General features: G+C 42.1%; 11 protein-coding genes. 6 read left to right on the top strand and 5 right to left on the bottom strand.

The genetic code is table 11. From position 1 onward, the window contains the following. Positions 1-368: 368 nt before the first annotated feature. From V7K15_RS00210 to V7K15_RS00220, 3 genes are all read left to right on the top strand, one after another. On the top strand, positions 369-1328 hold the full coding sequence (locus tag V7K15_RS00210) for a ribonuclease Z (protein ID WP_334901936.1): 960 nt from the start codon (positions 369-371) through the stop codon (positions 1326-1328). Positions 1329-1990: 662 nt separating this feature from the next. Continuing rightward, positions 1991-4204 carry a GumC family protein gene (locus tag V7K15_RS00215; protein WP_334901937.1) on the top strand — a complete coding sequence of 738 codons (2214 nt, stop codon included), beginning with the start codon at positions 1991-1993 and terminating at the stop codon, positions 4202-4204. 366 nt (positions 4205-4570) lie between these two features. Next, positions 4571-5716, top strand: coding sequence for a SpoIID/LytB domain-containing protein (locus V7K15_RS00220; protein ID WP_334901939.1), 1146 nt, complete (start codon positions 4571-4573; stop codon positions 5714-5716). A 59-nt stretch (positions 5717-5775) separates the two neighbouring features. Here the strand turns inward: V7K15_RS00220 and rpiA are convergent, their stop codons facing one another. Further along, a complete protein-coding gene (gene rpiA / locus V7K15_RS00225) occupies positions 5776-6486 on the bottom strand; it encodes a ribose-5-phosphate isomerase RpiA (protein ID WP_334901942.1) in 711 nt (236 codons plus the stop codon). A 261-nt stretch (positions 6487-6747) separates the two neighbouring features. Between rpiA and V7K15_RS00230 the strand changes: the two genes are divergently transcribed. Further along, positions 6748-7422: an S-layer homology domain-containing protein gene (locus V7K15_RS00230; protein WP_334902028.1), complete on the top strand. Its 675-nt coding sequence runs from the start codon at positions 6748-6750 to the stop codon at positions 7420-7422. Positions 7423-7544: 122 nt separating this feature from the next. Here V7K15_RS00230 and V7K15_RS00235 read toward each other — a convergent pair whose 3' ends face one another. Continuing rightward, positions 7545-8237: a Coq4 family protein gene (locus tag V7K15_RS00235; protein WP_334901944.1), complete on the bottom strand. Its 693-nt coding sequence runs from the start codon at positions 8235-8237 to the stop codon at positions 7545-7547. Between the two features lie 111 nt (positions 8238-8348). On the opposite strand from V7K15_RS00235, the gene V7K15_RS00240 reads away from it, so the two are divergent. Beyond that, positions 8349-8987, top strand: a complete 639-nt coding sequence (locus tag V7K15_RS00240) for a TetR/AcrR family transcriptional regulator (protein WP_334901946.1) — start codon at positions 8349-8351, stop codon at positions 8985-8987. A gap of 610 nt (positions 8988-9597) precedes the next feature. On the opposite strand, the gene V7K15_RS00245 is transcribed toward V7K15_RS00240, so the two are convergent. After that, positions 9598-10908, bottom strand: coding sequence for a hypothetical protein (locus V7K15_RS00245; RefSeq protein ID WP_334901948.1), 1311 nt, complete (start codon positions 10906-10908; stop codon positions 9598-9600). Positions 10909-11444: 536 nt separating this feature from the next. Between V7K15_RS00245 and V7K15_RS00250 the strand changes: the two genes are divergently transcribed. Next, positions 11445-12065 carry a CP12 domain-containing protein gene (locus V7K15_RS00250; protein WP_334901950.1) on the top strand — a complete coding sequence of 207 codons (621 nt, stop codon included), beginning with the start codon at positions 11445-11447 and terminating at the stop codon, positions 12063-12065. Positions 12066-12422: 357 nt separating this feature from the next. On the opposite strand, the gene V7K15_RS00255 is transcribed toward V7K15_RS00250, so the two are convergent. Both V7K15_RS00255 and lptB read right to left on the bottom strand, forming a co-directional pair. After that, complete coding sequence (locus tag V7K15_RS00255; RefSeq protein WP_334901951.1) at positions 12423-13538, bottom strand: LptF/LptG family permease; 1116 nt, start codon at positions 13536-13538, stop codon at positions 12423-12425. 354 nt (positions 13539-13892) lie between these two features. Then, a complete protein-coding gene (gene lptB / locus V7K15_RS00260) occupies positions 13893-14621 on the bottom strand; it encodes an LPS export ABC transporter ATP-binding protein (RefSeq protein WP_334901952.1) in 729 nt (242 codons plus the stop codon). Positions 14622-14648 lie beyond the last annotated feature (27 nt).

Genomic DNA, 14648 nt, shown 5'->3' on the forward strand with positions numbered 1-14648 from the left:
ATGGATGTTTGAGTGGTTTCTCCGACACACTAACTTTGATTTTGCGACTCTTCAAATGTACGGAGCTTTTTCAGAAATCAAATACTAGTCCTATAAAAGCAGTAAAATGACTTAAAACTGAAGATGCACTTAATAAAGCAGAGGTATGTAATCCCATCCACAAATCGATGCGTAGTTTACCGCCGTAGGCATCGCTTCGGCAGAGATAGAATCAAGAACCTGTTTGAGATTGCGTCTTAATTAATCTAAATTGGTGTAATATTCCCAGTTCAAAAAGGCGACTTCCTCTCAAAAGTATTTTGCTCACGAACCATGTCACTATAGAAAATAGAGCTGCAAATTGAGGAATAGGAAAACTAAAGAACGCTGTGCAGATAACATTCTTAGGGACGAGTTCAGGTGTACCCACACGATCGCGCAATGTTTCCAGTGTAGCCCTGAGATTACCCCAAAGGGCAGAACTGTGGTTATTCGACTGTGGCGAAGGTACTCAGCACCAAATTATGCGGAGTGAACTGAAAATCAGTCAGCTCTCCCGAATTTTTATCACTCATATGCACGGCGACCACATCTTTGGCTTGATGGGACTTCTTGCTACTTGTGGCTTGGCTGGCAATGTGGAACGAATTGATATATATGGGCCACCCGGATTAAATGATTACATTCAATCCGCCTCACGTTACTCCTACACACACTTTTCTTACCCCATTAAAGTCCATGCTATCCGCCCAGGGGTAATTTATGAAGACGATGACTTCACCGTTAGCTGCGGTGATTTGCATCACCGCATTACAGCTTTCGGCTACCGCGTAGCCGAAAAAGACCGATCAGGACGCTTTGATGTGGAAAAAGCCAAGGCGTTACAAATTCCTCCAGGCCGCATTTACGGTCAACTCAAGCGCGGTGAAACAGTTACACTTGCCGACGGACGGGTGATTGATGGCAGCCAATTATGCGGACCTACAGAAATTGGTCGAAAGATTGCCTATTGTACAGACACAATTTATTGTGATGGTGCAGTGCAATTAGCTCATGATGCAGATGTATTAATTCACGAAGCAACCTTTGCCCATCAAGATGCAGATATGGCTTTTCAACGGTTGCATTCCACAACCACAATGGCAGCGCAAACAGCTTTAGCGGCTGGAGCACATCGGCTGATTATGAGTCATTTTAGTCCCCGCTATGCTCCTGGAAATACCTTGGAATTGAAGGATCTCCTCAAGGAAGCCCGTGCAATTTTTCCCCGTACTGATATGGCTTATGATTTTATGATTCATGAAGTACCCAGGCGACGGGAAGTAGAGTTAACCAAGGTAGGCATTTAAATTTTGGACTTTCCTGCGGAACGCTACGCGTAGCTTGCTTCCCCCGAGGGGTACCGCTACGGTTCCATCGAGCGAAGTCGAGATGCTCAGTCGAACGATTTTGGATTTTAGATTTCCTATTCAACCCTTCTAATCTAAAATCTAAAATTAACCAGGCTCTATGCTGGAGTTTAGTGATCCACTTCATAACGTCCAGCAAATAGACAGTAGTTTAATTTTATGAGGAAGTCAACTAGTTAACTAAGAATTTACGGTTAACTAAGTGTATCAAAAAACTACAAACACTATGGCTTATGTATTTTTCTCAATATGTTTTTTAGATTAAAAGTTATGAAAAGGACTTTAATATCATAGTAATGTTGTGAATCAGAGAATTTTTTACTTAAATACTTAGGAAAATAATTAATTTTTCGTCAAGATTTTTCTTTCTGAAATAAAATATTTATTGAAAATTTATTCTTTCAACACTGATTAAGAATTTATATGCATGAATTGATGAACATGAAAGCGCCACTTGGCATAATATTATGCCAAGTGAGCTTGTCATGGTTGGAAGAATAATTAAGTATATTGTTGCGGCTATTAGGTGTAAAAAAACCATTTCACATTTGTCATAAATCTTCCAAATAAATATAGTGTTTCGATATTAGAGGAGTTTGATAGTGGCTAAGACTAGTCTGAATCAAGAGCAACAGGTTACTACTTCAGCACAAGGCGCAGTTGACATCAGACAACTATCTAGTATTTTGCTTCGCCGACGCTTTCTAATCTTGGGAGTTTCCTGTGTAGTTATGTCAGCTGCTAGCCTGTTGGCTGTCATCGCCAAACCTACGTACCACAGCAATATGCAGATATTGGTGAGTTCCAATTTATCTGAAGGGGCACAGTCAAATAATATCCCAGTCGGGGCAGATACTCAGGTTACTGATTCCAATTCTCAAGTTATTGATTCCACGACTCAGATGAAACTTATGCTGAGTTATAAGCTCCTCCAGAAAGCCGTAGATTTACTTCATTCTGATTATCCTGATATTACTTTAGAAGATATCAATGGGCAAACAGGACAGAACAAAAAAGTATCTCTAGAAGTGACTCCACAAGAGGGAGGCATAGGAACTAATAAAATTTTTAATCAAGTATTTGAAGTTTCTTTTAATGATGATAATCCAGTCAAAGCACAAAGAGTACTTCAAACTCTACAGAAAGTCTATCAAAACTATAACAAAGACCAACAAAAAGAACGTCTGAATCAGGGACTAGCTTTTGTAAACACTCGCCTACCTGAAATAAAAAAAGAGGCGAGTAAAGCTGAGAAAAATTTAGAACAGTTTCGCAAGAAACATAAATTACTCGATCCTGAAGTCCAAAGTAAAATCCTGCTAGAATCTCTAGCCGATATTCAACAACAGCTACAAAGCACTCGTGCCAACCTTCAAGATGTAAACGCTCGCTACAATAACCTAGAGCAACAAATAGCATCTTCATCCCAGCAAAATGAACTAATTTCTTCTCGTTTAAATCAGTCAAGCCGCTACCAAGCACTATTGAGTGAAATTCAAAAGACTGAACTAGCGTTGGCTAAGGAGCGGCTGCGTTATACAGACGATTACCCATCGGTACAAAAGCTCAAGCAGCAACGCCAAAGTCAATTGTCGCTATTACGAGAAGAGGTGAAAGCTATTACTAGTAGCAATAAGGGAGAACCTCTCTTCAAAGGGCAAATGGTAGGGGTTGAGCCAACGTTATTAGACGAGTTTATTCTGGTGCAGACAACAGTCTTAGGACTAACTGCCAATGAAAAGAATCTAGCCGAGTCAGAACAGCGACTACGCTCTGAGGTAAACAAATACCCAAGTTTAATAGCAGAGTATAACCGTCTGCTGCCAAAGGTACAAAGTAGTCGCAAAACCCTTGAACAACTACTTCAGGCGCAACAGTCATTGGGACTGAAAATTGCTCAGGAAGGATATAACTGGCAAGTTTTGACAGAACCTGCTCTGGGTACTTATATGGGGAGCAAGAGATTATTACTTTTGCTTGGAGGAGCGGTAATTGGGCCGATTTTAGGTATCTTAGCAGCCTTGATTTTGGAAAAGTTTAATGACGCTATTTATTGTGCAGGAGATTTAAAGAAACTGACGAACCTACGTATACTGGGGTCAGTACCAAAACTACCGTCGCATGATGTGAAAAAGCGGCGGCTGGGTCTGCCTTGGAATCGGCGGCGAAGTTCAGATGACTCTGTAATAGAAGCCATTACTAGATTGCCTGTCCATGAAAACCTGGACATGATTTACCAAAATATTCAAATATTAAAATATCCTTTACCTTTGAAGTCGCTGATGTTTACTTCAGCACTACCAGGAGAAGGGAAGACAACCTTAGTATTAGGGCTTGTGGCTAGTGCTACCCGGATGCATCGACGGGTATTAGTTATTGATGCTAATTTGCAGAATCCTAGCTTGCACAAAATCCTGGAACTATCCAATAACTGGGGACTATCTCTGTTATTAGTTGATGAGACAACTACTGATTTTCAAGATTACATCCAGCCCATCCACCCCTCCATTGATATTTTGACTGCTGGGCCGGAACCAGAAGACACGGTGAAGTTGCTCAGTTCTCAACGGATGAAAGAACTAATAGAGTTGTTTGAGCAAAGTTATGACCTAGTACTGATAGATGCTCCACCTATTTTAGGCACGGTTGATGCCAGGATTGTGGCATCTTTTTGCAATGCTATTGTGATGGTAGAGCGTATGGGGAAAGTGACGCGAACTGAACTGACTCAAGCTACAGAAATTTTGAGTAAGTTGAATTTAATTGGAATTATTGCTAATGAAGTGAGCAATTCTCAAAAGGTATTGGCATCATAAAGCGAAGAAGACGCGAAGAGAAGTCTGATCGCCGGCTTGCGTCGCTTAGAATTTTCGGGGACGCAAAGAGTAATTTACTCGTGTCCCCGCGTCCTCTTTTAGACGGTTTTCAAATCCAACCGCGCTGATATTTATAGGATGAAGCACGGGTGAGAATTTCTGGTAAGCGCGATCGCACATACTATAAGTAGACACTTTTGCCAAGAGGGAGGGTCAAGATTAACTGATTTCTACCTTATAGCTAAAGCAAAATGCATAATTAGTAGGAGGTGGCAACCTCCTGTGTTGGAGAAGTGTCTCATCTTAAAGCAGTAGACGCCATAGTTGAGAGCGTCAATTAGATACTAGTATGATTAGATGATCAGCATGAAATTCCAACTTTACTTAGGCTGTTTATTTTCCCAGATTAAAGTACGTTATTGGTGGGTAAGTATCCTTTTGTGGATAGCTTTGGTTGCCCCAGCTCAAGCGTCTGTAATCCTGCGCGTGGCAATTCAAAGAGGGGTTAATCAGGTAAAAGTAGGCAGCTCCACCACTGGAATTGTCAAGGATAGTACCGGCCGGACTCTCGGACAGTTACCAGCGATGAGTGCATTTTATGCCCAAGCTGTTCCTGGGGGAGTGGCTTTAGATAAGTGGCAGTCTGGTTTATTTTGGATTGAGCCAACTGGTAAAGGATTCGTTTATATTGGCGATCGCTGGTATCGGGGCAGAACTCTGGTTGTTCCCACAGACAAAGGCTTAACTGCTGTTAACTGGGTTGATGACCAAGAGTATCTCTACAGCGTTCTTGGTGGTGAAATGGATGCTAGTTGGCCTCAAGAAGCTTTAAAAGCCCAAGCGATCGCAGCCCGTACTTATGCCCTCTACGAACGTGAAAAACAACGGAATAATCCTGTTTACGATTTAGGCAATACCCCTGATCGTTGGCAAATTTACAAAGGTGTAATCAGTGAAGCTCCTTCTACTTATACCGCAGTCGATTCCACACTAGGGCAGGTACTAACTTACAAAAACCAGATTATTCTCTCAGTTTTCCACGCTTGTTCTGGGGGACACACTGAAAACGTGGAAGATGTTTGGGGAAGCAACGAGCCTTACCTACGTGCTGTTCAAGACTACGATCAAAATATCCGCGAGTGTACTTGGGTGAAAACCTTTTCACCTACTGAAATTAGCGCTAAATTTCCTCAGGTGGGGAGTGTGACAGCGATGATTCCAGAGACATACTCACCTTTCCGCAGTGTTAAAATCTTGAAAATTGTCGGCAACAAGGGCACAAAGGTGCTACAGGGCGAGGAAGTGCGAACAGCCCTGAAGTTAAAAAGTACCCGCTTTACCGTCACCAAGGGAGCCGATGGTAGTTTTGTACTGCAAGGGCTTGGCTACGGTCATGGTTTAGGCATGAGTCAGTGGGGGGCGTACAATCTGGCTCGGCAAGGAGTAAACCACCTGCAAATTTTGGGACATTATTATCAAGGTGTAGCCCTAACACCAATTCAGCCGAAGTAGTCCACTCCTATTGCTTAATTTTGGATTTTAGATGTCTCTAAAATCCAAAATCTCTACTTTTAGAGTTGTCGCACTAATGGCTGACCATCTTTGACTTCACCAATCAAAACTAAATCGACACAGTTAACGAAGATGCCATTTTCCAGAACGCCAGGAATGTTATTCAATGTCTTTTCTAGGCTGGCTGGATCTTCAATAGAGTCAAATCTGACATCTAACACAAAATTTCCTTGATCAGTGATTACTGGGCCAGCTTTTTTTACACCCATGCGGAGTTCTGGTTTGCCACCGAGTTTTTTGATGGCATTGGTAACAGGAGTAATTGCCATTGGAATCACTTCCACGGGTACAGGGAAACTAGAACCTAAGCGGTCTACTAACTTGCCACTGTCTATCACAACGATAAACTGTTCTGCCAGATAATCTACAACTTTTTCGCGGGTATGTGCTGCACCACCGCCTTTAATCAAATTCTTCTGCGGATCAACTTCATCAGCCCCATCAATGGCAATATCAATGTGGTCGATAGCGTCCAAGGTGGCGAGAGGGATACCGTACTGCTTCGCCAGCACTTCTGATTGAAACGAGGTGGGTATGCCAATGATATCTTTGAGTTCACCGGACTTGAGGCGATCGCCTAAATACTGAATCGTATATGCTGTAGTTGACCCCGTACCCAACCCCACAATGGAACCCGACTTGACTAGGGCTGCGGCGGCTTTGCCAACTTCTTGCTTCATCAACTTTACGGGATCTGCTGCTGCTGTCATTCCCAAAACTCCTGAAAAACTGACTATAGTCCATAGTAGTAGGGAGATAACGCTAAAAGATGAAAGGTAAAAAACAAGTTTTTGCTGATTTCTACTCCCTTGATTATGAGAACAAGTTAACAGCCTATGTAGCGGGAGCAACATTGCCCAGCCAAAGTTCGTCACTAAGTGAATAATCGGTTATTAGCAACACCAAACTTCGCCTTAACCTCAATAACGTAATTTTTTAAATTCATTTACCAGCTAAAAGTGGTTATTATGATGCGTCACCTTTCAATTACTCTATCTTTAGTAGCACTACTACAAAACTTGCCAGCAATTGCTCAAGTGCCAGAAACTACTTCTGCAATCCCATCTGATTCCATTCAACAGGTAACTGCTGTCAAATGGATGACCAACTTTTCCGATGGTAAGTTTTATCCAGAAAGATTACTGAGTCGGGCTGAATTAGCATCGATTATGGTAAAAGCATTTCGGCTAGATAAAAGACAAGCTGTTAACAAAGAAAATTTAACTATTCCAGATGTTCCTCGTTCTTATTGGGCATTTAATGATATACAGACAGTCTTAAAAACTGACATCATGAAAGGCTATCGAGGCAATGAATTTTTCCCTAACCAAAAGGTGACTAAGGCAGAAGCTCTGGCTATTTTCGCCCAGGCTTATGGTGTATTTCAGTTTTCGGATGACGCTGTTAATGAGATTCTGGCTTCACATCCAGATCAAAAGTCTATCCCAGCTTGGGCTAGAAAAGCGATCGCTACAGTAGCTACTGAGGGATTTCTCAATACAGATGCTCAAGGCAATATCTTCCCATTAAAACCCATTACCCGTGGGGATATGGCTTATGTATTGAGTAAATATTTGCAACGACAACAGCAACAACCCGAAACACCAGAAGTTCCGATTATTCCAAATAGCCCACAATCACCTTAGCTCAATATAAAGTGTTTATGCACCGCCATCGGCTGGATCAACACCAGAAAAAAGGGGCAGGTGCATCGCAGTTGTGGAGGCAATTACGCGCCAATCAAAAACGATATTAGATACTTAGCATCTCAATACAAAAAAAGATTTAGCTCTTTTTGCCATTGGAGTAAGGGCTTTTCCCAAGCTGACTCCCATTTTTGTGCAAAGAGAGATTTGGCATTTTTGCCCATTTCCCATCCGGTTTGAATAGCATTAAGCAAAGTGGGTAATTCTTCAGGATTGAATAGAAGGCTAGACATCATGCTACTAGAAAGCAAAGATACTGCTAGAGGATAGGGAAACTGTGGCAAGTGAAATGCCTGTAATCCGATCTCCTCAGCCGGTGATACACCAAAACCGGTCACAATATGCCAGATATCGTGGGTTTGGCCCAGTCTCGCCTCCACATAACTGGCATCGGAATAAATGGGTATCTCTTCGTATAAGTCTTCTGCTCGAAATCCCTTTGCCTTCATTGCCATGCCGTATAGGTATCCTAAGGAATCCGGTGGATATTGCAACAGAGTGTCCAGATCATGAGGCAAAGCCATGTATCGCTCTTCAATTAATGCTGCCGAACCAGGATCACCCTTTAGGTGCTCTACTGCAATGTCAAAGGAAGGTGTTTCCAACAAAGCAACAACCATTTCTCCCACTATATCCAGACTTGAATCTCCGGCAAGCATTGCCAGAAAAGGCTGTAATGCGCTAATTGCTTGCATCTGATGGGTTAAATCGTTTCTAACTTTGGAACTGGGTAATATAAATAAATCTTTGTCCATGACAATTTCCTCCTGTGGTCAGAAGAGAATATGAATATTGCTCATGTTTGTGATAATACGAGTATTGCTCATGTTTTGTCAAACAAATTTTTCACAGATTTTTTTAAGTTCATGACTACCGATTCATTAAAGCCTAGAGGAATGCGCCGCCAGCCCCGCCAAGCCCGTAGCCAAGAGCGGGTAAATCAAATTTTGGATGTTGCTGAACAACTGTTTATTACGGAGGGCTATAACGCTACCAGTACGAATGCGATCGCGGCTAATGCCAAAGTACCTATCGGATCGCTGTACCAATTCTTTCCTGATAAGGCAGCAATTCTCTACAAACTGGCAGATCGCTACAACCAGCAACTCCATCATTTATTAGTAGAATTGAATACACCTGAAAGCAAGAGTTTACCTCTCTCTAGCTATATGGAGCAGGTAATTGATACCGTTAATCAATTCTTTACCGATTATCCAGGTTATCATGCCATCTTTATGCCCTTGCAAGGTTCAATGCCTGAACTTGAAGCGATCGATGCGGCGGCTGATGCCCAACTGATTCAAGATTTGGCAATGTTTATATCCGAGCATTATCCAGATTTAGAACCATTGATCTATGAAGCGATCGCTTTTGTATTGGTGAAAATGATCGGCACCCTCTTGTGGACATCTCTTAGCCAAGAGAAAACATTCCGTCAACAACTGGTGAGAGAAACAAAAAGATTGACTCTGAGTTACTTGCAAAGTTATTTATCGAAAAGTTAGGTTTAAAACCCTGTGCTTCTAGCACGGCTTTATATTTACCAGCATTGGATTTGCCACGAATATGTTAAGATACTAATTAGTACCGATGGACAGTCGGGAATCCAAAACGCCTATGCAGACGGTTTGCCAGGGACTAAGATATCTCAGTCTAGGTCAAAGTCGAAAACCCGTAAGGGAGCAACTAGGAAATCTTTGAAGTGATTCTAGAAGCTCCGCACCTTCTCCCAAGGGGAGACGCAAGCGCGAACAGGTCGGGGTCATGTCACCTGCAACTATATATCCGGCTTCAGCTAGGATTAACTGCAACTGAACCAGCATTAAATGTCTGCTGGTTAGATGATTCTATATTCAATCAAATGAGATTATTTATTAGACATCTCCAGAAATTAAATATGCGTTACCCAGAACCCTTGTAGAGACGTAGCACTGCTATGTCTCTACATTCTTTTTCACTCGTATGTCTATTTTATACCGTAATTGATACCAATTATCAAAGATTTATTGCAGATATTTTTGGCAATAATCGTCAAATGACTAGCTAGTAATCTTTTTGAAATATCTCATCAACATGAATTCTCCTAGTGAATCAGTATATTAACTGCAAATAAAATTACCTTTGCCCACTACCTGTATACTTCTGTCGAAGCTGGCGAAGATATAGGGAATTAGACTGTGGTATTTGCGCCGGCTGCTGCAAGCCATAATTACCATAGGACTGTGGTAGTTGAGCCGGCTGCTGCAAGCCATAATTACCATAGGACTGTGGTAGTTGAGCCGGCTGCTGCAAGCCATAATTACCATAGGACTGTGGTAGTTGCGTCGGCTGCTGCAAGCCATAATTACCATATCCTACAGGGTTTGTGGGGGTGACAACGCCTTGACTTTGACTCTGGCTAGAGTAAGGTGCAATATTAGTTGGAGCCAGAGAGCTGACTGGGGGTGTCAATGGTGATACATTAGGCAATACTTGACCGTTATTTAAATTATTGTAGGGATTTTGTGGGAAGTTTGTACCCGTTGAAGTAGAACCTGTACCAGTAGTTAACCCATTGTTAGGTAACACCTGACCGTTATTTAAATTATTGTAGGAATTTTGTGGGAAGTTCGTACCCGTTGACGTGTAGCCTGTCCCAGGAGTTAACCCAGTACTTGGTAGAGAATTCTGACTGGGTAAGCTGTTAATGGGTGGCATTAGCGTTGTTCCTGGGTCAGAGACTCGTGCCGATGCATTTGTCTGAGTTGCAGTACCATTGAAGCTAGACAATTTCTGGTTTGTCGATTGGTCGAGCGCCGCTTGCAGAGGGCTGATGGACACAGAATTTTGATTCTTGTTGGTTGGATTAGTGAATCCAATACCCACGCTAGAGGATGTTTGTTGCCCCCCTGTTGGTTCAGACGCAGCATTTAAGGTCTTAAGACCTAGAAGTTGATTATTATTATCAAGCGTCCCAGTACGCAATAAATTTTCTGTTTGTACAACAAAGGGATTTTCTACACTTGGGGAGGTGTCGCCATTAACGCTTAAACCAGGATTTAATTTGGTATCACTAGCAGACTTTTGTTTGTTAATTGCATCCTCTAATAAGTCTTTGCTCTTTTCTCCCTTAGTGTTTTCCTTCGGGGTATTTACTGTGCCTGAGAGAGTTGCTTGCTGAAAGTCATTAAATAAAACTGGCAAGTTATCAATATCCGCTGCAATAGCTCTGTTTTCTGCTGACAGGGAGGAATCGCCAGGCTCTTGTGAAGTGACTTGTTTTTTTTGCTTATAAACGAAAATATCTGGGTTTGACCAGTATTCCCAGGTTACTAGCCCTACTACAGATAAAAAAATTGCAGTTCCCCAAAAACCAGGTCGCCCTAGATTCCATAACCTGGCTTTGAGATAGCGTAAGTAAGCGGGAGGATAATGACGATTTGGCATGGGATAGATAATTGAAATTTACTAGAAATCGGGAAAACTTGACGGAAGCTGAAGACGTTGCTGTTTAATGCTTTTGCTTTCCTCAACAGGAAATATCTCAACTTAAGTTTGAATGGTGATTTGATCCTAACTTCTCCATCAGTTATTAGTCATTACCAATAGACATATAGTAGTCAAAAATTTACTTAGAAATAAGAATTAAATAACATACAATTTATGTCCCTGCCTTAGCTCACCCTCAATCCCTCTCCGATATAAAGGAGAGGGAAGCTAGATACAGGATGAAGTTTTGCATTTTATTTAATCCACGTTCCTTATTAGCGGCTGGAGTTCTTTGGCAAGATTTTGTAGAAAGTTATGGCAATTTATGGTTAGTTTTTGGGTATCGGTAACACTGGATAACATCAGGAGTTGACAACTGGTCTAATTTATTGTTGTAGCCGGACAAAAGTTCAACTTTTTTACTTTCTAGTTAGCAAACCGTGCGCTCTGAGGGCGCACTGCTGCACCCTACTATTAACCAGGAGACTACAGCAATGATGAAAGCTGAAGATATCATGACCAAAGACGTAGTTACCATTCGCGGTTCGGCGACTGTTGCTGAAGCAGTGGGGATAATGAAGGAAAAAGGATTGCGATCGCTGGTTGTGGATCGTCGCTATGATAATGATGCTTATGGCATTGTCACAGAAACGGATATTGTCTATAAGGTAACAGCCTACGGTAAAGATCCAAAGCAAGTGCGGGTTTATGAAATTATGAGCAAGCCCTGCATTGTAGTAAATCCTGATTTGGGTGTGGAATATGTAGCGCGGTTATTTGCTAACACTGGTATCCACAGGGCACCTGTGATTCAAGGCAAGCTGTTGGGCATCATCTCGATTACCGACATTTTGACCAAAAGCGACTTTGTGGAAGCACCACAAGCGCTACTGCTGGAGGAGAGAATTCAAAAAGCAATTGAGCAGGCTCGTGCTATTTGTACTGAACAAGGTGCTTATTCTAAACCCTGTGCAGCCGCTTGGGATGAGGTAGAAGAACTCCAAGCAGAAGCAGCTCATCAGAAAGCTGAGGGTATGGTATCAGCCAAAGTTTCTTTTCAAGAATACTGTAAGGAAAATCCAGATGCACCGCAATGTCGAAATTATCATCCGTAATTGAATGTGAGTTCGATGGCTGGAGTTTGACCTCTCTGGTAGAACATCGATTCAGTAATCCTGGAAGAACCTCTCCGAAACAAAGAGGGGAGTTTGACTCCCACTTCCCTTGTAGGGAAGTGGGCTGGGGGGTTAGATTTTTGATTACTGAATCGATGCTCTAGAAGGCTACGGTGTACACACAAGTCTCTCTGGACGCAATTTACGGTTTATCGAATAGCTTAAGAAAACCTCACCCTGCTTCTGCTACGCTTTCACCTGTCCCTCTCCTTGGTAAGGAGAGGGATTAAGGACAGGGTGAGGTTTTTGTGTTGGGTAATTGGATGATTTGTGTGTACACGGTAGCACCTTCTCAATTTACCGTTTGGCAACTCGGATTAATAAGAATAGACCTATTCCCAAAAAAAGAAAGTTGGGCAACCAAGCCCCCATAAAGGGAGAGAGGACACCGGCTTGCCCGATCGCACCACTAATAAAGAAAATTAAGTAGTATGAAAAAATAACTATGACACTAATCCCAAAGCTGGTGCCTTTTCCAGTTCGCTGGGGTATGCTTCCCATCACTGCGCCTACTAAGCCAAAAACTACACATACAAAAGGTAAGGAGATTTTTTGTTGAATTCGCACTTCGAGTTTACGAATTTTTTGGCGATCGCCACCGAGATTTTCTACTTCTAGTTGCTGTAGTGCTTCAGAAATATTCATCTCACCATAGTCTCGGCTTTTTTCTGCCAGACTTAATGGCGTGCGCGGTAGTTGCAGTTGTTGGTGTTCAAATCTGACAATGTTGCGATAAGAGCGATCGGCAGCGACAAAATAGATCGTGCCGTTGTAAAAATCCCAGACATTTTGAGAAGGATTCCACTGGGCAGATTCTGATACCACAATTTGATTCAGACCTTTTGTTGAGCCGTCTATAATCGTCAAACCTTTCATTCGCTTACCATCAAACTGGTCGGCGTAAAACAAGCGTGTCAATCTTCTATTCTTAGAGCCATCCGGCTGAACAACATCCTGGTATTCAGGATAGAAAATATTTTGCTGTTTAAAAGTTGGCTTGTCTGATTTGAGGGCTTTATCTAGAGTCATCGCCGCTTGATAATTTGCTGCTGGTGCAATTTGTTCGTTAAATACAAATGTCATTCCTGTTACCACAAGACTTAACATCACAGCAGTTAGCACCATGCGATAGACACTAACCCCACAACCACGCAGGGCAATTAGTTCGCTGTCGCTAGAAAGACGACTGTAGGTCATCAAAGTAGCCAGTAGCGTAGACATGGGGAAGGCTAAAACGATAAAGTTGGGAAATTTTAACAAAAAAACTTGAATAGCAATGTCTATAGGTAGCCCAGATTCTACAATTTTTCTGACGAGATCAAATACAGCATCAATGGTGACGCCAAGTGATGAAAAAGCTCCGACACCAAAGAAAAAGGGCGCTAACAATTCGCTGGCAAGATAGCGATCCATGATCGTAAAAGGCAGCAGCGAATGAAGGCTGTAAAAAGACGTGAGCTTCTTTGAGATCATAAGCAAGTTGAAAAGTTAAATATTAATAACCTTAGTAAAGCAAAGTATACAGCAGGAGTTAGGAGTTAAGAAAGACGCGATTAATCGCGTCTGTACGTTAGGAGTTTGGAGTTTGGGCTTTGAGTCTAGGCTCTGTAACTCACTTAATTGCAAACTGCTGTATCTACTGTATTTAGTATCAAAGTTCTGCTTTCTCAGCTATTGAGAAAGCAGAATCAAATTAATTAAAAAATTTATGCTTAAGAACAAACAATAAAAATATCCTTTGGAAATATTAACTGAATAATTGTTAATTTAGACTTGAAAATTATCCCCTAAATAATATTGCCGCACGAGAGGGTTGCTGTAGAGTTCGTCAGCAGCACCAAAAGCGAGTATTTGTCCCTCGCGCATGATGTAGGCGCGATCGGTGATTGCCAGGGTTTCGCGGACATTATGATCTGTAATTAAGATTCCCATGCCGCGATCGCGCAGTTGTGCTACGATTTGCTGAATTTCTGAGACTGCGATCGGATCAACTCCCGCAAAAGGTTCATCCAAAAGTAAAAATTTTGGCCCTTCTTTTCCAGCAGCTAAAGACCTTGCTAATTCCGTCCGCCGTCGCTCACCACCAGAAAGTTGAATTCCTTTGCTATTGGCTAATTTTTCCAACCGAAACTCCCGCAGTAAAGTTTTGAGTCGTCTTGACCACTCCCATCGTGGCACATTAGTTTGCTCTAGCACCAACAGAATATTATCCTCTACCGAGAGTTGGCGAAAAACACTTGGTTCTTGTGCTAGGTAGCCAATACCCAATCGCGCCCTTTTGTGCATTGGCATTCCTGTAACGTCCAGATTACCTAGCCAGACTTTTCCTTGATTGGGTTTTTCTAAACCTGTGGCAATATAAAAGGTCGTTGTTTTACCAGCCCCATTGGGGCCTAGTAAACCAACGACTTCGCCTTGAGCAACAGAAATATTGACACGATTGACAATTACTCGCTTGCCGTAAGATTTGTGAATATTCTCTAAAACAATTTTCACGCTGGAGGCACTCTTTCTTGATGGTAG

The organism is Nostoc sp. (assembly GCF_036919815.1).
In the GTDB taxonomy this organism is placed as follows: Bacteria; Cyanobacteriota; Cyanobacteriia; order Cyanobacteriales; family Nostocaceae; genus Nostoc.